The following is a 21027-nucleotide window of genomic DNA, read 5'->3' as shown; positions in this document are numbered from 1 at the left end:
CATTAATTAAGTAAAAACACAGGGCTGATCTCTCTGTAAATGACCAACAAAAGGTTTGTTATTAATGACAAAATTATCACTACCGCCCCATTCACCGCTTTTATCTAAAAACTTTGTGTACGGTGTGGCCACGGCTTCTTTTCAAATAGAAGGCGGATCACAAGATCGTCTCCCATGTATTTGGGACACTTTTTGCGATACGCCCAATAAAATAGTCGATAGCTCAAACGGTCATACCGCGTGCGATCACTATAACCTTTGGCGTGATGATATAGACCTTATTGAGTCACTTGGCGTAGATGCTTACAGGCTTTCTATTTCATGGCCGCGCGTGATGACCCAAGACGCAAAGTTAAATCCTGTAGGCGTGAAGTTTTATACTGATATTTTAGATGAGCTAAAACGTCGCAATATTAAAGCCTTTGTTACTTTGTACCACTGGGATTTACCGCAACATCTTGAAGATGAAGGCGGATGGCTTAACAGACAAACAGCTTACGCTTTTGAGCATTACGTAAATTTAATTACTAAAGCCTTTGGCGATCGCGTTCACTCTTATGCCACACTGAATGAACCATTTTGTAGTGCGTTTTTAGGTTACGAAATTGGTATCCATGCCCCAGGTAAAGTGGGTAAAGAATATGGTCGTAAAGCAGCGCACCATTTATTATTAGCCCACGGACTCGCTATGAGCGTATTAAAGCAAAACTCGCCTAATACTTTAAATGGCATAGTGCTAAACTTTACGCCGTGTTATAGCCTAACTCAAAGTGATGAAGACTTAAAAGCCACTGCATTTGCAGACGACTACCTTAATCAGTGGTATATCAAACCAATAATTGATGCCCAATACCCCGATATAATTAATCAATTACCATTAAACCATCAGCCTGAGATTCTTGAGGGCGATATGGAACTAATTTCTCAATCTATTGATTACTTAGGTATTAACTTTTATACCCGCCAAGTTTATAAAGCGCACCCTACTGACATTTATGAGCCTATTGCACCTACGGGCCCGCTAACTGATATGGGGTGGGAAATTTATCCGCAATCGTTCACTGACTTGCTCGTATCGCTTAATAAAACATACACCTTACCGCCTATTTATATAACCGAAAATGGTGCAGCAATGCCCGATACGTATAATAATGGTGAAGTTAACGACTTAGACCGTTTAAGTTATTATAATACTCATTTAAACGCGGTTCATAATGCAATTGAACAAGGTGTTGTTATACATGGCTACTTTGCTTGGAGCTTAATGGATAACTTTGAATGGGCTGAAGGCTATTTAAAACGTTTTGGTATTGTGTATGTAGATTATAAAACCCAGCAACGCACTATTAAAAACAGTGGCTTAGCTTATAAAGAACTCATCTCTAAAAGATAAGAGCATACCCATAACTAAAAACAAGTATAAAGCGGGATAAATAATCATGGTCAGTGTAAAAGAAAAAATAGCGTATGGCTTAGGCGACACCGCCAGTAATATTATTTTTCAAACAGTTATGATGTTTTTAATGCTGTACTACACAGACGTAGTGGGTTTATCACCCGCTGTTGTCGGTACTATGTTTTTAGCAGTACGTATTTTTGATGCCGTAACCGACCCATTAATGGGCAACCTTGCTGACAAAACACATACGCGCTGGGGGCACTTTCGCCCCTACCTACTTTGGCTTTCACTTCCTTTTGCCATTATTAGTATTTTAGCGTTTACCACACCTGATTTAGAAGGCACCGATAAAATAATTTACGCCTTTACTACTTACACACTACTTATGGTGGCTTACACCGCTATCAATATTCCTTATTGTGCACTGGGCGGTGTACTTACAAGCGACGCAAAAGAGCGCGTGACTATTCAGTCTTACCGCTTTGTATTTGGTATGTTAGGCGGCGTAATAGTAGCGGGTTGTACTATGCCAATGGTTGAGTACTTTGGCCAAGGCGATGCAGCTAAGGGCTATCAATACACCATGACTGCAATGAGCATTTTAGGCTTTGTACTATTTTTACTTTGTTTTTTAGGCACAAAAGAGCGTATACAACAGCCAAAAGAGCAAAACATTCCTTTTGCCCAAAGTGTTAAAGCATTAATTAAAAACGATCAATGGCGAACACTTTGCTTAGCTGCGTTTTTTTTACTTACCGGTCAAGTATTAAGGCTTACGCTTGCTGTTTACTACGTAAAATACTATTTAGGTCGAGACGATTTAATCACCTTATTTATGACACTAGGCGTTGCAGCAAGCATGGTAGGTTGTGCTTTAGCTCAACCGCTTGCAAAGCGCTTTTGTAAAATAAAAGCCTATATAAGCTTACAAGTTATTGCTGCCGCTATTTGTGGTTTTAGCTACTTTATTAGTAAAGATCAATTAATACTCGCATTTACTGCCTTTATTTTATGGAAATTCTTTTTAGATATGGCAACCCCGTTGTTGTGGGCAAAAATGGCCGACACCATAGATTACGGGCATGAAAAAACAGGTGTACGCATTACGGGTTTAGTTTATTCAGGCGTCATATTTTTTATTAAAATGGGCGTGGCGGTAGGCGGCGCAATTGCAGGCTGGTTGTTATCTTTTTACAGCTATCAGGCCGATGCAGTACAAACACTTGATACTCAACACGGTATTTTACTTTCATTTACTGTCTTGCCTGCTTTTGGATCTTTATTTGTTGCCTACATAATGAAAAAATATACACTGACTAATCAGGTTGTTGAAAATATTCAATCTAAACTAACAACTAGGGTCTGTTGATCTTTCAAGGTTAAATTTGCAGCAGTCTGTTTGGTATTTAGGCAAGGCAGAGCCTATGTAGTGTGGTTATTCCCCATAAATGGGCGATAACGTAGCATTAATGCCAAACAGGCGCAGCCCAAAGGGTTCTTTCTAAGGGCTATTTACTCTTTGTTGCTCGGTTTTTACTTAGCCCACTAGGTTACAAACCTCGCGCCGCGATTAAATAGCCCCTAGTTTGAACAAATTTTAATCCGCAAAGATCAACAGACCCTAGTTAAGGATAAGCGAGTGAACAAATAACATGGCAACAATTTATCAAGTTTCAGAGCTTGCGGGCGTATCGTTAGCCACCGTTTCTCGCGTGATGAACAAAAATACCCGTGTAAGCGATAAAACCAAACAAAAAGTGCTTGATGCCATGGAGCAGCTTGGCTACAAGCCTAACTCAATAGCGCAATCTTTAGCCTCTAACTGTACTAACAGTGTCGGTATTTTAGTGTCTGAGTTACATGGTCCTTTCTTTGCCCAAATGATGGCAGGTATTGAGTCGGAGCTTCGTGCTGCGGGTAAACACGTTATTATTACCACAGGGCACAGTGAAGAAGACAAAGAACAAGAAGGCATTGAGTTTTTAATTAGCAGACGCTGCGATGCTATTATTTTGCACGTTGAAGCCGTTTCAGACGACTACCTAATAAAACTAAGTAAAGGCTCTACGCCCGTTTATTTAATGAGCCGTTACGTAGAGCAATTAAAAGATAACTGTATCAGTTTAGATAATCAATTAGGTGGCTACCTGGCCACTAAATCGATATTAAATCAAGGTCATACACAAATAGCGTACATTGCAGGTCCGCAGTTTAAAGCAGATGCTTTTAACCGCTTAGAGGGTCATAAGCAAGCACTTGCAGAAGCTGGTATTGAATTTGACCCTGCGCTTTATTATATTGGCGACTTTAACGAAACCGGCGGTAGTAAAGGCTTAAAACATTTTATTGATGAAAAACTTAGTTTTACCGCACTGGTATGCGCCAATGACGAAATGGCCTCCGGTGCTATGAAGTATGCCCGAGAGCACGGTTATAATTTACCAAACGATTTATCGATTGTTGGGTTTGATAACGTTATTTTTGCAAACTATCTATACCCTACACTCACGACCATAGATAATCCGGTAGGGAAAATGGGCGAAATGGCCGCTAAATTAGTACTTAAAGACGTTTATCAAAATAAAAACCTTGTTATAAATCGCTTTTTTGAACCCACTTTAATGCAGCGCGATTCATCTGCACCACTTATTAAATAAAGACTAAAAGCAAATACTGATTTTGGTACAAAAAAAGCGGCTAAATGCCGCTTTTGTATGTGAGCTACTTAACAATCCAAGGCGTTACTTTAATAACCTGCGATATATCGCCAAGTGACGAGGTATCATCTTCCCAGCTATCTTTAACTGCAAAGTAACACACTGACTTTTCACACGTTATGCTCTTATCATCAAATTGCATTGGGCTTTTAAATGTAACTGCTACGCCCTTTTGCTCTGGTAATAAAAACCACATTAATTTACTTACAAAAAAGCCCGACAGATCAGTTAACAGCTCATCAAGTTCTTCGTTAATGGTATATAACGACTGCTTTGAAAGCGCTAAACCTTCAAGTTCATTTGCTTCTATTTGTAACTTTAATTGGCAATCATGTTCAGGGTTTTGTGGCTGAACAACAATCACCGCTTTATCGCTATCAAGTTGTTTATCGAACGGTAAAAGTAGCTGTGCTTTATCGGTAAAGTTGAGCGGATACTCGTTTTTTTCGGTTAAAATAGTACCGCTTTTTATTGCGCACGCTTCGTTAGTTGCTATATCACTTATATAAAAGTTAACTCGCGCATATTGAAAATCGCCTTTGTTAACTACCTTTAAGCGATCGTAAAAACCGTCGTACGACATTACAAACTCTCTCGCATTGGCGTTAAATACCGTCGTACTAAGCAACAACAACGAGATAACACTCACGCAATTTAGAATACGTTTATTCATCAAAGTAAGCTCTATTTTGGTTGATCATGGTGTTCAATTCTTCAATGTACGCTTCACCACGTTCAGAATATGACATTAAACCCTGCGTTAGTTTTGTCGCCTTGATCTGCTTTTGTTCAAGGCGTAAATTTTCGCGAATCGCGCGTAAATCTTTATAAGCAGGATGCGTGTTGATATTTTTAAAGTAAGAATTTATAGCCGCTCTTACCGACTTAAACGCAGCCACTTCATGCACAGCACCTGTATTACGGCGTCTTGGCACCATGCCACAACCTTTTGAATAACACCACTGACCAAAAAAGTTAAGGCCAATACGTGCAAAACGCGATGTGCCCCACGCAGATTCATTCGCAGCTTGCATAAGCGCTAATTCTTTAGGGATTATATCAACACGGCGCAGTGCTTGCGTAAGTATTAGCGTATCAACTGTGGTTGGTAAGCCGTACGACTTTAAAATTTTAACAATATCTTTGCTTTGCTTTTTTTCTAAAGGTAATTCGTTTTGTAGCATCATGCGTGCTATTTCAAGCTTAGCGCGTTGCTGTAATATTTTTTTGTTTTCGGCTTCAACGTGCGGACGAATAAAGCTAAAAAATGCATGTTTTTTTTCTTTAACATCACTAAATTCTGAAAACTTTGGCAGTTTTACATTATGTAATGGTTTTTCTTTTTTCTTCACTTTTTTTGGTTGTTCGGTCGTTTGTTCTTCCGATTCAACATCGTCACTTTGTATAAACGGATATGCAAGCGCCCATACAAAAAACACGGTTAGTAAAAGCTTAAAAATCGTTTTTAACATGTATTCTCTCTTTGAAACAACAACTATGCATGGTTTATACACAAGCATACGAAGGCGCATTATACCTAAGCCACTTTATAAACGCGAATAACTGGGGTTTGATGACCTTTTACGGTTGAATTTTCAGCAGTGTATTTGGGTTTTAGATAAAACAGAGCCTATGTAGTGCATTTGTTCATTCGCAATTTATAAGTGCATGGGTATACTGAGCAAAGTTTAATAATATTAACTATGTGTGAGTAAGCAGTATGGATAAACAATGGCAAAGCCGAATAATAGAGCAATATAAACATCGCCCTAACGATAACCGCTCGCCGTGGCAGGTCGACCGTTCGCGTATTATTCATGCAGCTGCATTTAGGCGTTTGCAAGCTAAAACCCAAATTATGGGCATTGGCCTAAACGACTTTTACCGCACTCGCCTTACCCACTCTTTAGAAGTATCGCAAATTGGTACTGGCATATTGCGCCACTTAAAAGCGCAGCATAGCGACTTTACGCACTTTCCATCAACTGGGCTGCTCGAAACATTGTGTTTGGCGCACGATATTGGTCATCCACCTTTTGGCCATGGTGGTGAAATAGCGCTAAATTACATGATGCGCGATCACGGTGGTTTTGAAGGTAACGCACAAACACTGCGCATAGTTGCAAAACTTGAGCCCTACAGTAATGGCCACGGCATGAACCTAACTCGTCGTACTTTGTTAGGTTTTATAAAATACCCCGCGTTTATTAATACGCTTTGGCATACCATTCCCGATGCCACAACCGGTCGTGCATTTATAAAAGCGGATGATTGGCGACCTGCCAAAGGGTTATACAACGACGATGCAGCCATATTCAATTGGATAGTAGAACCACTGAGTCAAAACGATAAAACATTGTTAGGTAACCATGCCGCTATTGATAAGTACCGCGCTAAAACAATGTATAAATCGCTCGATAGCGCCATAATGGAACATGCCGACGATATAGCATATGCGGTACACGACTTAGAAGATGCCATTGCAACCCACGTACTTACATTAGATGATTGGCAAACCCATGCTCTGCCTCATTTAAAAGCACTAAACTTTGACTGGCTAAACGACATGCTTGAATCGCTGACCCAGCGCTTGTTTTCAAAAAATGATTATGAGCGAAAAGATGCCATAGGTGAGCTGGTTAATACCTTTATTATTCATATACATTTGGATATTCAAAACGATGACTTTGAATGCCCTATTTTAAAGTACACCGCTAAATTAGATGCCCAATACGACAGTGTATTGCAAATACTGAAGCATTTTGTGTTTCAACGTTTAATACGCGACCCCGAAATGCAGCAAATAGAGTTCAAAGGTCAAAACTTACTAACAGAGTTATTTACCGCGTTTGCGAGCGATCCGCTGCGCTTATTGCCCGAAACAACACAAGCACAATACATAGAAGCGCAAAAGCAAAACCAAGGGATGCGTATAATTTGCGATTATTTGAGCGGCATGACCGACGAATACGCTTATAAAACGTATCAACGATTGTTTTCACCTATGCAGTAGTAATACCAATAGACGTAAGTAATATAACACTGAGCATCATTAGAAAGGCCGAGTAAATTAAATTTACTCGGCCTTTTTGCTCAGATATTAAAGTTAGCTATTTTGTTAAAGCGCTTTTATAACGACTCTACGCCCATGTTATATAGCGTAAAACCAAATATATCAGCGTACTGCTCAATTGTTTTATTCGTTGGAGTTCCTGCGCCATGCCCCGCATTGGTTTCTATGCGAATAAGCGTTGGGTTATTACCTGTTTGCTTTGCTTGAAGCTCAGCGGCAAACTTAAACGAATGCGAAGGGACAACACGGTCATCATGATCGCCGGTTGTGATCATAGTGGCTGGATACTCAACACCTGCTTTTACATTATGAAGTGGTGAGTAACCTTTAATGTATTCAAACATTTCTTTGCTTTGCTCACTGGTACCGTAGTCGTATGCCCAACCAGCGCCCGCAGTAAATGTATGGTAGCGCAGCATATCAAGTACACCTACAGCAGGTAGAGCCACCTGAAATAAGTCAGGGCGCTGCGTCATCACTGCGCCAACTAACAAACCACCGTTAGATCCACCACGAAGTGCTAAACGCTTTTTAGATGTGTACTTTTTATCTTTTAAGTACTCAGCTGCGGCAATAAAGTCGTCAAACACATTTTGCTTTTGCAATTTAGTGCCTGCATTATGCCAGTCTTTACCGTACTCACCACCACCGCGAATATTAGCAACGGCGTACACACCACCTTGCTCAAGCCATACTGCATTAACCGGGCTAAAGCTTGGCGTTAAACTAATATTAAAACCACCGTAACCATATAAAATTGTAGGATTTGAACCATCAAGCTTAATGCCTGTTTTATAGGTAATTACCATCGGTATTTTAGTACCGTCTTTAGATGTGTAAAACACCTGCTCAGACGTGTAATCATCACTATTAAAATCAATAGCCGACTTACGATAAACACCCGATTCACCCGTAGTTACGTCAAACGCATAAGTAGTACCTGGTGTTTTGTAGTTAGTGAACGAATAATAAAGCGTTGTTTGATCTTTTTTACCGCCAAAACCACGTGCTGTACCCACGCCTGGCAATGTAATTTCGCGAATTAGCTCGCCTTTTTTGTTGTGCTGTTTTACCTGCGAAATCGCATCAACCATGTAGTTGGCAAAAAAGGTATCGCCGCCTTTTGTAAGATTTAGTACGTTTTTGGTTTCAGGAATTAAATCAACCCAATTTTCTGGACTTGGGTTGCTTGCATCAACCGTCACTACTTTTTTGTTTGGTGCATTAAGGTTAGTAACTAAAAACAGCTTACTGCCTTCGTTATCAATCACTGATGTATCTGAATCAGTATTTCCGACAACCGTTACAAACTCACTGTTTTGCTTTGTTAAGTCTTTTATAAACAGCTTATTGCCTGAGGTTGACGTACTAGCTGAAATAAGTAAGTAGCGGCCGTCATGAGTTACATCAGCGCCTACATAGCGATGTTTTTGCTCATCAGTTTCACCAAATACAACACTATCAGCAGATTGAGCAGTACCTAGCTTATGGTAATACGCTTTATGCTGATCTGTTTTAGCCGAAAGCTCACTGCCTTTAGGTTTGTCGTAACTTGAATAATAAAAACCTTCGTTGCCAAGCCACTCTATGCCACTAAATTTAACGTCAACAAGAGCTTCTTCAACTTGTTCTTTAGTATGTGCATCAATAACTATAATTTTACGCCAGTCGCTACCACCTTCAGATATTTGATATGCGAGCAACGAGCCATCTTTGGAAAACGATAAACCCGACATAGACGTCGTACCATCGTCACTAAACTTGTTTGGATCTAAAAATACTTCAACGTTGCCGCCCTCTTTACTGCGGTACAAAACATATTGATTTTGCAGGCCATCGTTTTTATAAAAATAGGTGTAATCGCCTTCAGTAAAAGGAGCGCCTATTTTTTCGTAATTCATTAGTTTTTCAAGGCGCTGCTTTAACTTATCGCGATAAGGTATTTGTTCTAAATAAGAAAACGTTAAATTGTTTTGCGCTTTAACCCAATCAGCAGTTTCGCCGCTCATATCATCTTCAAGCCAACGATATGGATCCGTCACCGATTCTTCAAAGTAAGTGTCTACCACTTCACCTTTTTTAGTCTCTGGGTACACAATTGTATTTACTTGTTTCATTGATACTTTTACTTCTTCTTGAGTTACTGTATTAGTTGGCTCTGAACAACCGCTAAGTGCCATAAGTACAGCACATGTTAAAGTTTGCTTAAACATGGTGAGTTCGGTTCTTATTTATTATTAATAGCATAAGAAGTTATTAACTTTTAATCCTTTTGTCTATTAAGATGCGTTCAATGCTATTTGTCGTTGTAAACAAATGTAAAGGTGCGCTTTAATAGCCCACAATCTTCATAAAATAAAAAACAATAAAAGAGCACGCAATGCAAAGTATAAACCCCACATTTAAAAGTTTTAAAGCCTTCTACCCTTATTATTTAAAAGAGCACCGCAACGTTATTTGCCGCCGCTTACATTTTATAGGAAGTACACTGGTTCTTGCTGTAAGCGCAATAGCATTAATAAAACAACAATACAGTTTATTATGGCTATTACCTGTTATTGGATATGGGTTTGCGTGGGTCGGGCATTTCTTTTTTGAAAAAAACCGCCCTGCTACTTTTAAACACCCTTTTTACAGTTTGTGGGGAGATTGGGTAATGTTTAAAGATATGCTTGTAGGAAAAATTAAATTTTAACACTATTTTTAGCACTCTTTTTTATACCAATTACTTATAAAAACAAAATTACTTCATGCTTCAGAGTATAGGTTCTAATAAGTAGTACATAATTTATAAACCACCCATTAAATGTTAATTTAGTTAACATTTAATGGGTGGTTTTGTATTTTACATTTTTTAAAAATATTTATAGCTCAACAGCTGTTTATTGCCAGCCCAATAAAAACGGCTTCCTACTCTCAATTAATTAAAGCCATCAACCTCATCTTACCAGTTAACTAAACGTTAAATTTAACTTTTAAATATAATTCATTATTCATCAATTACTTAGCAATCACCTTAGCTATATAACTAAAACAATGGTCATTATAAAAAACAACCAAATGTAATTATAAAAATCCCTAGATTAATTGAATGTTATTCAATTGACTGACTTTGTTAATTAAGTATATGTTCAAAGTAACAAAGAGGTTTACCCACTTTTTTGTATAAAAAAATAGAATAATTCAATGGGTTTCGAATGAGGGAAATAGAACATGAATAAAAAGCCATTATTTCAATTACAGACATCGGTACCACAAATATTACTCGCCATGAGCGCCTCTGCTGCACTACTGGGTTCGCTCTCAGTAAATGCTGCAGAGCAAAACACCAAAGCAGAAGAAAATATTGAACAAATAAGCGTCATAGGCTCTCGCCGATTAGGTCGTACAGTAGAAGATAGTTCAGTGCCTATTGATATTATAGGTGCTGATGCACTCAATAATTCAGGTTTTACTGAAACGAATGCCCTGCTTAGCAGTTTATTACCAAGCTTTAACTTTCCGCAGGCATCCCTTACAGATGGTAGCGACCATGTGCGCCCTGCCCAACTTCGTGGCTTAGCACCCGATCACACACTAGTGCTTGTTAATGGCAAGCGCCGCCACAGTAATGCACTGCTTAACCTAAATGGCTCAACGGGTCGTGGTTCATCATCGGTTGATTTAAATGCGATACCAGCAAATGCTATTGCCCGCATTGAAGTATTACGTGATGGTGCAGCAGCGCAATATGGCTCTGATGCTATAGCCGGTGTTATTAATATTGTGCTTAAAAGTGCCAGCAGCGGTGGCTCGTTTTCAGCAAACTACGGCGCTAACGTTACTGAAATGGATGGTGTACCACAGCTAAAGTCAGTATCTGAAGGCAGTGATGGTGATTTAGCCTTTACCGAGGGTAGCGATCGCTCGTTAACCGACGGTCAAACATTAACTCTACAAGGTAATATGGGTTTTGAACTAGGCGATAATGGCTTTTTAAACATCTCAACAGAATACCGCGATCGCCATTCAACTAACCGCTCAGACTACGACCAACGTGAAAACTATGCACGATTAGAAGATGGCTCACTCGACCCACGCGAACTGACCGTAAATCGATATAACCATAATTTTGGTAATGGCGATGTTGAAGACTTCTCTATTTTTTACAACGCAGGTTACCAGTTAACAAACAACGCCGATTTATATTCATTTGGCTCTTACAGCAAACGTGAAGGCGAAGGCGGCGGGTTTTATCGTCGCGCAAGCGATAGTCGTAACGTAGAAGAGATTTATCCTGATGGTTTTTTACCGGTTATTACCTCAGATATAAATGACTTTTCATTAGCTCTGGGTGTTAAAGGCTTCGTAAGCGAATGGAATTACGATGTATCGGCCGTATATGGTCAAGATGCATTTGAATTTGGTGTTACCAACAGCTTAAATACTTCATACGGCCCTACTAGCCAAACAAGCTTTGATGCCGGAACACTTACTTACGATCAACTTACCTTAAACGTTGATTTTAGCCGTGAAGTAGACGTCAGCTTTTTAGAAAGCTCTGTAAACGTAGCTGTAGGTGCTGAGTATCGCCGTGAAGGTTACCAAATAGATGCAGGCGAAGAAGCCTCATACGCACAAGGCACATTTGGCCCAGGCGGTGCAGTAACCGACCCTGTTGATGGCCCATTTGGCGCAGCGGGATCACAAGTTTTTCCTGGATTTACACCGGAATCCGAAGGTGATAATAGCCGTCATAACGTGAGCTTATATATAGACCTTGAAACTTACCTTACCGATGATTGGAACCTAACAGTTGCCGCTCGTTACGAGGATTACTCTGACTTTGGCGATACCGTTAATGGTAAAGTTGCAACTCGTTACTCATTAACTGAAGACTTAGCACTACGCGCCTCTGTTTCTACTGGTTTTAGAGCACCTTCTTTGCAGCAACAATACTTTACCTCAGTGGCCACTGTATTTGTTGATGGTGAACCAACCGAAACAGGTACCTTTGCACCAAGCAGCGATGTAGCAAAAGCACTGGGCTCGCCGGGTCTTGATGCTGAAGAAGCCACAAACTACGGCGTTGGTTTTACATGGTCTACCGACTTTAATTTCAGCTTATCGGTTGATTACTACCAAATATTAATTGATGACCGCATTGTGCTATCAAACAACTTATCGGGCGCTGCTATTGAGCAACTTCTTGAAGGTACAGGCGCTAACCAAGGTCGTTTTTTCTTAAACGCAATTGACAGTAAAACGCGCGGTGTTGATGTTGTAGCTTCTTATAATGTACCAACCGATGGTTACGGCGATTTAGCCTTTAACCTAGGTTATAACTACGGCAAAAATGAAGTAACAAATATTATTGACCCACCAGCAGCTCTGCAAGGTGCTGGGTTCGATCAAGACAACTTATTCTCTGGTAACGAACTACGTCGTTTTGAAGTAAGTACACCGCGTAATAAATACAATTTAAGTGCAACATGGAATATGGATCAATGGCGCACCACGCTTAGAACAACGCGTTACGGTGAAACACAAGACCCTTCAGATAACCCAGAACGTAACGAAGTGCTTAAACCTAAATGGATAACTGACTTAGATGTGGCCTACTCGCTTACTAGCAACGTATCGCTGAGCTTAGGGGCTAATAACATTTTTGATGTTTACCCAGACGCAACCCGTGAAAATGTTGACGATTTAACCACCTTCTCGCGTTTATTTGCTTACTCTAGCTTCTCAGCGTATGGATTTAACGGACGCTACGTGTACGGTAAAATAGAAATGAAGTTTTAATAAGCACAGCTTAAAGTAACCAAACACACAAAAGCCACCGATTAGGTGGCTTTTTAATGCGAGTTGCTATTAAATCTATAATTAGATTTTAGTTAACCAGCCGTGTTTGTCTTCGCTTTTACCCCATTGAATATCGTTCAATGCTTGGCGAAGGCGCGCAGTCGTTGGGCCTGGCTCGCCAGTACCTACTTTGTATTCTTTATCGTTATGAATAAACGTCCCCACAGCAGTTAGTACAGCTGCAGTGCCCGAAAGCGCCGCTTCAGTACCTGGTTTAGCAGCACGCTCTAATAGCTCAGTAACGCTAAAGTTACGCTCGCTTACCGTCATACCTAAATCTTTGGCTATGGTTAAAATACTACTGCGCGTTACTCCATGTAAAAACGTGCTATCAAGCGCTTTAGTAATAATTTCGTTGCCGTCAATGAGTATAAAGTTAGCAGCACCGGTTTCTTGTACGTCGCCACCTGGGCAAAATAAAATTTGATCTGCTTGATACTTAGTTCGTGCAGCACTAATAGGTGCTAGAGCACTGGCGTAGTTACCACCACTTTTTACCATACCCATGTGCGGCGCGCAGCGCATACCATCTTCTTCAAGTAGTACGCGTAGTGCAGTTGCACCACCGGCAAAGTAATCACCTACTGGCGATAGTAACGTGTATAAAAGCGAGCTCATTGATGGCGCAGCTGCTTTACCAATTGCCGCCTCAGTACCAATGTGCGTTGGGCGAATATACATAGAGCCTGGTGGTAATGGCGTTTCATCTGCGTATTCACGCATAATATCGATAATCATCGTTTTTAGCATATCGCCATCAAAACTCGGTAAGCTTAATAGCGCTGAGCTTTGTTGCATGCGTGCAATGTTTGCATCCATTCTAAAAAGATAAACAGAACCATCTTCATGGCGAAAGGCTTTTAAGCCTTCAAAACATGTACTTGAATAATGAAGAACGTGTGCACCAGCATGAAGTTCAAGTTTATCGGAAGGGACAATCGAGCTTTCGCTCCATTTATTATCAGAAAAATGAGCTTGAATCATCTGCGGCATAAACACGGTACCAAATGCGGCCATTTTAATCTCTCTTGTGTGGTCTATTTTCCTCCATTGTATGACAATCACCCGCCATTTAACCATAGCTAAAGTAAGGCTTTTTTAATTAACTAAGAGAATTTTTTGCAAGTGCTGTTTACTAATCAACCGCATTGGGGGCTATAAACAAAAAAATCGGCTAATGCAGTTGCACTAGCCGATTCTTAAAGGTAAATAATTTACTTGAACGAATATCTAATAATACGTTTTAACACCGAGGTATACTGTTTAAAAAAGCTACCTGTATGGTAATCAATACCGTGTTTTTTCAAAACGGCTTGTACTTGAGGTGCAACTTCTTGATAGCGCGAAGACGGCATATCTGGAAATAAGTGATGCTCTATTTGGCAGCTCAAATGCCCTGTCAAAACATGAAACCAATGCGGCCCTTTAATATTTGACGAGCCCAGTACTTGGCGATGATACCACTGCCCTTGCGTTTCGTTTATGCAGTCTTCTTGTTTAAAAGTTTGCGTTTCTTCAGTAAAGTGACCACAAAATATTATGGTCGACGTCCATAAATTACGGATTAAGTTTGCCAGTAAATTACCCGCTAATACCCATAAAAATAATGGGCCTGCAAGTAACGGAAATATCGCATAATCTTTAATTAACTGGCGAGCGCCTTTACTAAAAAAGCGTTGTTTTAATGTAGAGTGCGATACAAGCCCTTCACGGTTTTCTTTCTTTTTACCAATAAAAACACGCTCTGCAGCCAATTCGTGATACGACACGCCCCATTGAAATAACACACTTAAATTAATATACGTAAAAAACTGCCATACATTTTTTAAACGCCAATTAAAATCGTCGCTCAGGCGTAATAATCCATAGCCAAAATCACGATCTTTACCAATAATATTAGTATACGTATGGTGTTCAAAGTTATGAACGCGGTGCCAACTTTGTCCATCGCACGCTATGTCCCACTCATAATGTTGTGAGTTAAGTTGCTTGTCGTTCATCCAATCGTATTGACCATGCATTACATTGTGGCCAATCTCCATATTGTCTAAAATTTTAGCAAGCGCTAATAGCAACACGCCTGCAACCCACAATAATGGCTGAATAAAACCAAGCATTAGCAAAATTCGCCCGCTCCATTCACACACTCGCTGTTTGCGCACAACAGAGCGAATGTAGTCAGCATCTTGTTGACCTACTTTGCCAAGGGTGTCCATTTTAATGGTATCTAGCTCGCTTGCGAGCATGTCATAGTTAATGTTTTTCATAATTGTAACTCCAAATCACTAACAGGTTGGCTTACGCAAAGTTGTATTAATTGCTCGCCGTTGTCACTCAATTCACCTGTTTTTAAATTACGTACCACGCCTGACTTTTTAATACATTGGCATTGATGGCAAATACCAATACCGCAACCGCGTTTAACGGGTAGCTTTTTTTCTTCAAACTGAGGTAGTAAAACATCGTTGCCCGATACAACATGGGCACTGGCGTTAATTTTTACATTAAATTGGCTATCGTCGTTTAAGGTAGGCAACGCTAAACCAAAGGCTTCTTGGTAGTAATTTAGCCTATGCGCTTTAGCAAAATCGCTCACCGTTTGCATAAATGCTGCAGGGCCGCAGCAGTAAATGTCTGGGTTTTCCCACGGCTTAATATTGCTGGTTATATCGCTTGATTGCTCACGCGTTAATAACAAAAACGAAAAATGCTCAAATTGCGCTGCCAACTCACTTAGCTCATCTACACATTGATGCTCAGTGGCTTTTGCGTAATACACCAACGACACTTTTTGCGTAGTTTGGCTTAAGTAATCATCAAGCATAGCCAGCATAGGTGTTATACCCGAGCCGCCGGCAATAAAAGTGGCTGGCGTGTGTGTGTTTTTAAATACAAAGTCGCCGCTTGGCGCAGAAATATTGCACCACAACCCCGCTTTTAATGCACTGCTTAGTAAGCCTGTAAAGCGCCCTTGCGCATTTGTTTTGATTAGTAAGCGCACCAAACCTGTATTTTTAAATTGCTGAGCGCTTGAGGCCACGGTAAAAACGCGTGTTAGTAATCGCCCATTAATTTCAACCGTTAAACTTATATGCTGCCCTGACGTATGCGCCCGCCATTGTTTACTAGGCTTAAGTTGCACACTTAAAAAATCGCCATCAAGCACAGCGGTACTAACTACTTGCGCTCTAAACTGCCCTGCACGCCACGCAGGTTTAAACACCTGCATTATTGGCTCTATGTAGCCTGCAAAACTTTGATGGTGTAAAAACCATTTTGAAAATTGGTTTAATACTTGAGTCATCATGGTTAAATCTCTATCAAATCTTAATTACTTTGAACTTACACGTGTACGCCCAAACTTCAGCGCACAAGTGTACGCTCAAATTTTAAGTTTTCAACCCCAATAGAGTAATTATTCAATTTTTTATTAGCGCAATTTGCTAAAACAATTTCCTGTGAAGAGATAATTTTAAAATATATAAGTGTGTGTTTTTCATTCAACTCAACACTTAACAAATTTATTTATGCCATGATAAGGTTATGTAAGATTGGATTAATTTTGGAAGCCATAATGATAAATTTAATGCCACATAACACACTCCCTAAACTAATAATTACGGGCTTAGCCGTTGCTATATTTGCTACTAACGCACCCGCGCATGCAAAAAGCGATTACGTAAAAAACTATAAACAGCTCGATACTTTATCGCTTAGCGTTAACGCAGTAACAGCGGCAGAAGGTGTGGTTATACCTTGGGCTATTGAGCCTCTAACTAATGGTGATTTACTAATATCTGAGCGCAGTGGAGCGTTATTTTTATTACCTAAAAATACCACTAAATTAACTAAAGTGTTTGGGCTTCCTGACATTGACGCTAATGGCCAAGGTGGATTGCTTGATTTAGCACTACACACCGATAGTAAGCAAAACCAATGGCTGTACTTTAGTTACTCAAGTAGTAAGGGCAAAGAAAGCGGAAGTAACACCGCCTTAATGCGCGCCAAGCTAAATAGCGATCATACGCAGTTGTCTGATCAGCAATTGCTATACAAAGGCGAGCATAATAGTACCAAAGGCCAGCACTACGGCAGCCGTATTGTGTTTGATGATGAAGGTTATGTTTATTTTTCAATTGGCGATCGCGGCTCACGCGACATAAACCCGCAAGATCTCACTCGTGATGGCGGTAAAATTTATCGCTTACACGAAAACGGTAATATCCCAAGCGACAATCCGTTTGTTAAACAAAAAGATGCAAAACATGCGGTATGGTCTTATGGGCATCGTAACCCACAAGGCATGTGGTTTGATAATCAAAATAATTTTTTATGGTCTCACGAACACGGACCACGCGGCGGCGATGAGCTTAATATTATAAAAAAAGGCGCTAACTACGGATGGCCTTTAGTAAGCTATGGCGTTAACTACAGCGGTACCAAGTTTACCGACCTTAAAGAAAAAGACGGCATGCAATCGCCTGCATTACACTGGACCCCTTCTATTGCGCCTTCCGATATGTTGTATGTAACGAGTGATAAATACCCAAAGCTTAAAGGTAAGCTATTACTAGCATCAATGAAATTTGCATTCATTAGCGCACTAGAGCTCTCAAAAGGTAAGGTTGTTAAGCAATATAAAATACTCGATGGAATTGGCAGAGTACGCAGCTTAGCCCAAAGCAGTAATGGTTTTATTTATTTAGGTATTGATGGGCAAGGTATTAAACGCCTAGAGCCAGAAATGTAAACATTAGCACTAGAACCAGAACTAGCACACAGTACGTTAATAATTACACCGTGTTTACTTTGCGCTTTTAAAGCGCAAAGTAAACATTTTCACCAAACAAAGAACTATTAAGCCCATTAATGCGTACACTAATTACATATAATTTAATAAATTAAGAGAATACTAATGTTTTCATTTTTAAAGCCTGATCCCGTAAAAAAACTGCGTAAAGAATACGACGTAAAACTAGAGCAAGGCATGCAGGCACAAAGAAAAGGCGACATTAAAAGCTTTGCCATGTTAAGTGCAGAAGCCGAAAAAATCTGGAGTGAAATAGAAACTCTAGAGGCTAAAAAAGCCAAATAATACCAATCGTGTTAAGTTATTAGACATTTATAGCCACGGATAAATAAAGTGATAACAAGGCATAAATTTCGACATGTAGTTGTTCTACATGAGAAATTTATAACGCCGTTAACGCTTTATTTAGCACGATAGAAAGGCTAAATATTTAAGTCGATTGGTATAAGTACATCGTGTCTGCCCTATTTTAAAAGCAGGAAGACGCGTTTAGTAAATAATTCATGACCTCCTTTTTACAGCTTCCACCGACCCTAAACCCCCTTTTATAATATGCTTACACAAACAAGTGTACTTAAGGCCGTTACTTACGTTATCGCCACCGTTTTTTAGTGAATATTAAATGATTTAAAATCGGGTTTGGTTTTCATTTTAAATATTTAATTGCTGCATTTACATACAGCGCTGGTGTTTTTCCTCCTAAGTAAAAAAATGAGGACGTTTTCCTCTTTTCTGCATATTATTAAAAGAACAGCCCGACTTAAAGTTTAATACTCGCAATGTGTTACAGGATTTGTTATTAATATTAAAAATAATTAAGAGGACATACATTGCTCATAAAAAGAGGAAAGTGTCCTCTGATAAAGCAGTTAGCAATACATTTAGCATGGAGAGGCTTTTGAGAGATTCTATAATTTGGCTTGGTTGCATTTTATTATTGCTAATCGGGATGATTCTAGGTGTAAATATTAATAGTGACTCAGATACGCTAGATTCAATTTACAAGGTTTTTGGTAGCATATCAGGTATAGCAACGCTGGCTATGGCTTCTATTGCTGCATTTGCATTAAGCACATGGAAAACGCAGTTCTATCATGAAAAAATTTATGATCATTTAACAGAGTTAGAAACTATTGCTAGAAATACAATTAGCCATTTAGAGGCATACATCACTGCTAACAACGAATTGAGATTGGATGATACTTCAGAGGACTTAATAGCAAATCAGCATTATAAAGACTTAAAAAAGTCATCATATTCTAATTTTTTGTCTGAAATTGAAAAGTACAGAATACATGTTGGCCATATCTTTCCTTTACTAACAGAGCATCAAGTTAAGGACTTTAAATATACTTTTTTAAAGTTTAGTCAAGATGTACACGCCTTGAGAAGTTCAGCATATCAACTTTATGTAATTAATGAATTTGATCAAGCTGAGTCCAATAAAATAGAATCAGAAATCCTTAATCTTAAATTAGATATTAAGGATTGTTTTCAAAGATATTGGCGTAGATAAAGTATTGCTAATCGGGTAGCCGGAGGTCTCTAACCTCCAGCCCCCACACCACCCATCATGCGGCTCCGCAATGGGCGGTTCATCTCCCGTAATGAATATTGATCCAAATATCTCTCAATTAACAAGACACCCATCCTAAATTTTGCACTTTTCGAAGTTAGAGGCTAGCCTTTATTTAGTGCAAAAAAAGCAGGGTGTCACATGGCAATTGCAAGAAAGCGTCAAGTAAGTTTGGTTGATACAAAATATTATCACTGTATTTCGCGTTGCGTGCGCCGTGCATTTTTATGTGGTGAAGACCACTTTACAGGTCAATCTTACGAGCACCGCAGAGGCTGGGTTGAAGATAAACTGCTTGAGCTAGCTAAGGTATTTTGTATTGATGTATGTGCTTATGTCGTTATGAGTAACCACACTCATTTAGTGCTGTATGTTGATGATAAAAAAGTGAATCGATTAAATGATAAAGCGATTATTATCCGCTGGCATAAACTCTGTAAAGGCACTGTACTTACGCAAAAATACATACAGGGTGAAAAGCTAAGTAAAGCTGAGCTTATCTTTTTTAATCAAACAGTAAAGGAATATCGAGAACGCCTATCAAGTATTAGCTGGTTTATGCGGTTGTTAAATGAAGATATTGCGCGCAGAGCAAATAAAGAAGATAACTGCACAGGTAGATTCTGGGAAGGCAGATTCACATCACAAGCATTACTAGATGAAGCAGCACTTGCCGCTTGTATGGCGTATGTCGATTTAAACCCAATTAGAGCTAAAATGGCTAACACGCCTGAGGAATCAGACCACACCAGCGCTAAACAGCGACTAACATCTGCAAAAGAAGGCAAACAACCAAAACAACTCTTTCGCTTTGCAGGCGTGCCACGTCAGATAATGCCAAAAGGACTCCCGTTTGAGCTTAAATCGTACCTTGAACTTGTTGAATTAACAGGACGTTGTATACGAGAAGACAAACGCGGTTATATTGAAAGTACACACTTACCCTTACTCGAAAGAGTTCATATTTCCCCCGAAAACTGGTTAAAGCTTACAACCCAGTTTACGCGCGTATTTCATGGCGCAGTAGGCAGACCAGCTTCACAAGCAAGTTATTGTGAAAACTTAAAGCGAAAGCGGCAAGCGAATATCAGTAACTGCGAAAAACTACTGGCATAAAATTTAAACTACTCAGTAAAACTATTCAGTAATAAATCACAACTGCATCATGCAGTTATTACGATGAGTGTAATTTAGGTTTAAGCGTGATAATGAGTTATTTTATGGATGAAAAGTAAGTAACCGAGTAGTAAAAGATAAATTCTTAACCTAAAAAGTGAGTCTAGCCTGGATTGACTTTATTTATTTGGAATAGCTGTCTGGTTTATCGTGGTTGCTTTGGTGGAGATGGCTTCTCTAAGTCTAAATAGGATTCAGCTAGACTTTTTAAAACATCCTTTTTTTCTATGTCCGATGTAGTATGGGTAAAGACTCCAAATACAATCAACAAATTAGGATGACACCCATCCTAATTACCTTGAATCTGGCGTAGATTGACTTTATTTATTTGGAGTGGCTAAATTAGGATGACACCCATCCTAATTACCTTGAATCTGGCGTAGATTAACTTTATTTATTTGGAGCGGCTGTCTGGTTTAATAGTAAACGCTC

General features: G+C 39.5%; 16 protein-coding genes. 10 read left to right on the top strand and 6 right to left on the bottom strand.

Annotation, left to right across the window (positions count from 1 at the left end; translation table 11 throughout):
- Positions 1-64 precede the first annotated feature (64 nt).
- From P20495_RS04115 to P20495_RS04125, 3 genes are all read left to right on the top strand, one after another.
- Positions 65-1393, top strand: a complete 1329-nt coding sequence (locus P20495_RS04115; RefSeq protein ID WP_008138316.1) for a GH1 family beta-glucosidase — start codon at positions 65-67, stop codon at positions 1391-1393.
- Between the two features lie 46 nt (positions 1394-1439).
- The gene (locus P20495_RS04120; protein WP_008138315.1) at positions 1440-2768 is read left to right on the top strand and encodes a glycoside-pentoside-hexuronide (GPH):cation symporter; all 1329 of its coding nucleotides are present in this window, start codon (positions 1440-1442) and stop codon (positions 2766-2768) included.
- Positions 2769-3051: 283 nt separating this feature from the next.
- Positions 3052-4056 carry a LacI family DNA-binding transcriptional regulator gene (locus P20495_RS04125; protein WP_008138314.1) on the top strand — a complete coding sequence of 335 codons (1005 nt, stop codon included), beginning with the start codon at positions 3052-3054 and terminating at the stop codon, positions 4054-4056.
- 64 nt (positions 4057-4120) lie between these two features.
- Here P20495_RS04125 and P20495_RS04130 read toward each other — a convergent pair whose 3' ends face one another.
- Both P20495_RS04130 and P20495_RS04135 read right to left on the bottom strand, forming a co-directional pair.
- Complete coding sequence (locus P20495_RS04130; protein WP_033016260.1) at positions 4121-4789, bottom strand: DUF2987 domain-containing protein; 669 nt, start codon at positions 4787-4789, stop codon at positions 4121-4123.
- The gene (locus tag P20495_RS04135; protein WP_008138312.1) at positions 4782-5588 is read right to left on the bottom strand and encodes a glucosaminidase domain-containing protein; all 807 of its coding nucleotides are present in this window, start codon (positions 5586-5588) and stop codon (positions 4782-4784) included. Before P20495_RS04135 ends, P20495_RS04130 begins: the two co-directional genes overlap by 8 nt.
- A 248-nt stretch (positions 5589-5836) precedes the next feature.
- Here P20495_RS04135 and P20495_RS04140 point away from each other — a divergent pair, with 248 nt between their 5' ends.
- Positions 5837-7129 carry an anti-phage deoxyguanosine triphosphatase gene (locus tag P20495_RS04140; RefSeq protein ID WP_008138311.1) on the top strand — a complete coding sequence of 431 codons (1293 nt, stop codon included), beginning with the start codon at positions 5837-5839 and terminating at the stop codon, positions 7127-7129.
- A 116-nt stretch (positions 7130-7245) separates the two neighbouring features.
- On the opposite strand, the gene P20495_RS04145 is transcribed toward P20495_RS04140, so the two are convergent.
- A complete protein-coding gene (locus tag P20495_RS04145) occupies positions 7246-9402 on the bottom strand; it encodes a prolyl oligopeptidase family protein (RefSeq protein WP_008138310.1) in 2157 nt (718 codons plus the stop codon).
- A gap of 167 nt (positions 9403-9569) precedes the next feature.
- Between P20495_RS04145 and P20495_RS04150 the strand changes: the two genes are divergently transcribed.
- Together P20495_RS04150 and P20495_RS04155 are read left to right on the top strand one after the other, a co-directional pair.
- The gene (locus P20495_RS04150) at positions 9570-9884 is read left to right on the top strand and encodes a DUF962 domain-containing protein (RefSeq protein WP_008138308.1); all 315 of its coding nucleotides are present in this window, start codon (positions 9570-9572) and stop codon (positions 9882-9884) included.
- Between the two features lie 518 nt (positions 9885-10402).
- Entirely contained in the window at positions 10403-12973 is a 2571-nt protein-coding gene (locus P20495_RS04155; RefSeq protein WP_008138306.1) for a TonB-dependent siderophore receptor, read from the top strand.
- Between the two features lie 81 nt (positions 12974-13054).
- Here P20495_RS04155 and P20495_RS04160 read toward each other — a convergent pair whose 3' ends face one another.
- From P20495_RS04160 to P20495_RS04170, 3 genes are all read right to left on the bottom strand, one after another.
- A complete protein-coding gene (locus tag P20495_RS04160) occupies positions 13055-14113 on the bottom strand; it encodes a branched-chain amino acid aminotransferase (RefSeq protein WP_277911183.1) in 1059 nt (352 codons plus the stop codon).
- Between the two features lie 134 nt (positions 14114-14247).
- Positions 14248-15300: an acyl-CoA desaturase gene (locus tag P20495_RS04165; protein WP_008138303.1), complete on the bottom strand. Its 1053-nt coding sequence runs from the start codon at positions 15298-15300 to the stop codon at positions 14248-14250.
- Positions 15297-16340, bottom strand: coding sequence for a flavin reductase family protein (locus P20495_RS04170; RefSeq protein WP_008138301.1), 1044 nt, complete (start codon positions 16338-16340; stop codon positions 15297-15299). The genes P20495_RS04165 and P20495_RS04170 overlap by 4 nt, the downstream gene beginning before the upstream one ends.
- A gap of 267 nt (positions 16341-16607) precedes the next feature.
- Here P20495_RS04170 and P20495_RS04175 point away from each other — a divergent pair, with 267 nt between their 5' ends.
- The 4 genes from P20495_RS04175 to P20495_RS04190 all read left to right on the top strand — a co-directional run bounded on the left by P20495_RS04175 (position 16608) and on the right by P20495_RS04190 (position 20535).
- The gene (locus P20495_RS04175) at positions 16608-17783 is read left to right on the top strand and encodes a PQQ-dependent sugar dehydrogenase (protein WP_008138297.1); all 1176 of its coding nucleotides are present in this window, start codon (positions 16608-16610) and stop codon (positions 17781-17783) included.
- Positions 17784-17948: 165 nt separating this feature from the next.
- Complete coding sequence (locus P20495_RS04180) at positions 17949-18128, top strand: DUF6435 family protein (RefSeq protein ID WP_007375469.1); 180 nt, start codon at positions 17949-17951, stop codon at positions 18126-18128.
- A gap of 565 nt (positions 18129-18693) precedes the next feature.
- A complete protein-coding gene (locus P20495_RS04185) occupies positions 18694-19359 on the top strand; it encodes a hypothetical protein (RefSeq protein WP_138950708.1) in 666 nt (221 codons plus the stop codon).
- A gap of 201 nt (positions 19360-19560) precedes the next feature.
- A complete protein-coding gene (locus P20495_RS04190) occupies positions 19561-20535 on the top strand; it encodes a transposase (protein ID WP_008138292.1) in 975 nt (324 codons plus the stop codon).
- Positions 20536-21027: the final 492 nt, after the last annotated feature.

Source organism: Pseudoalteromonas sp. BSi20495 (assembly GCF_000241185.1).
In the GTDB taxonomy this organism is placed as follows: Bacteria; Pseudomonadota; Gammaproteobacteria; order Enterobacterales; family Alteromonadaceae; genus Pseudoalteromonas; species Pseudoalteromonas fuliginea.
The sequence above is the reverse complement of the archived record's forward strand: the minus strand, read 5'-3'. Positions and strand labels throughout refer to the sequence as shown.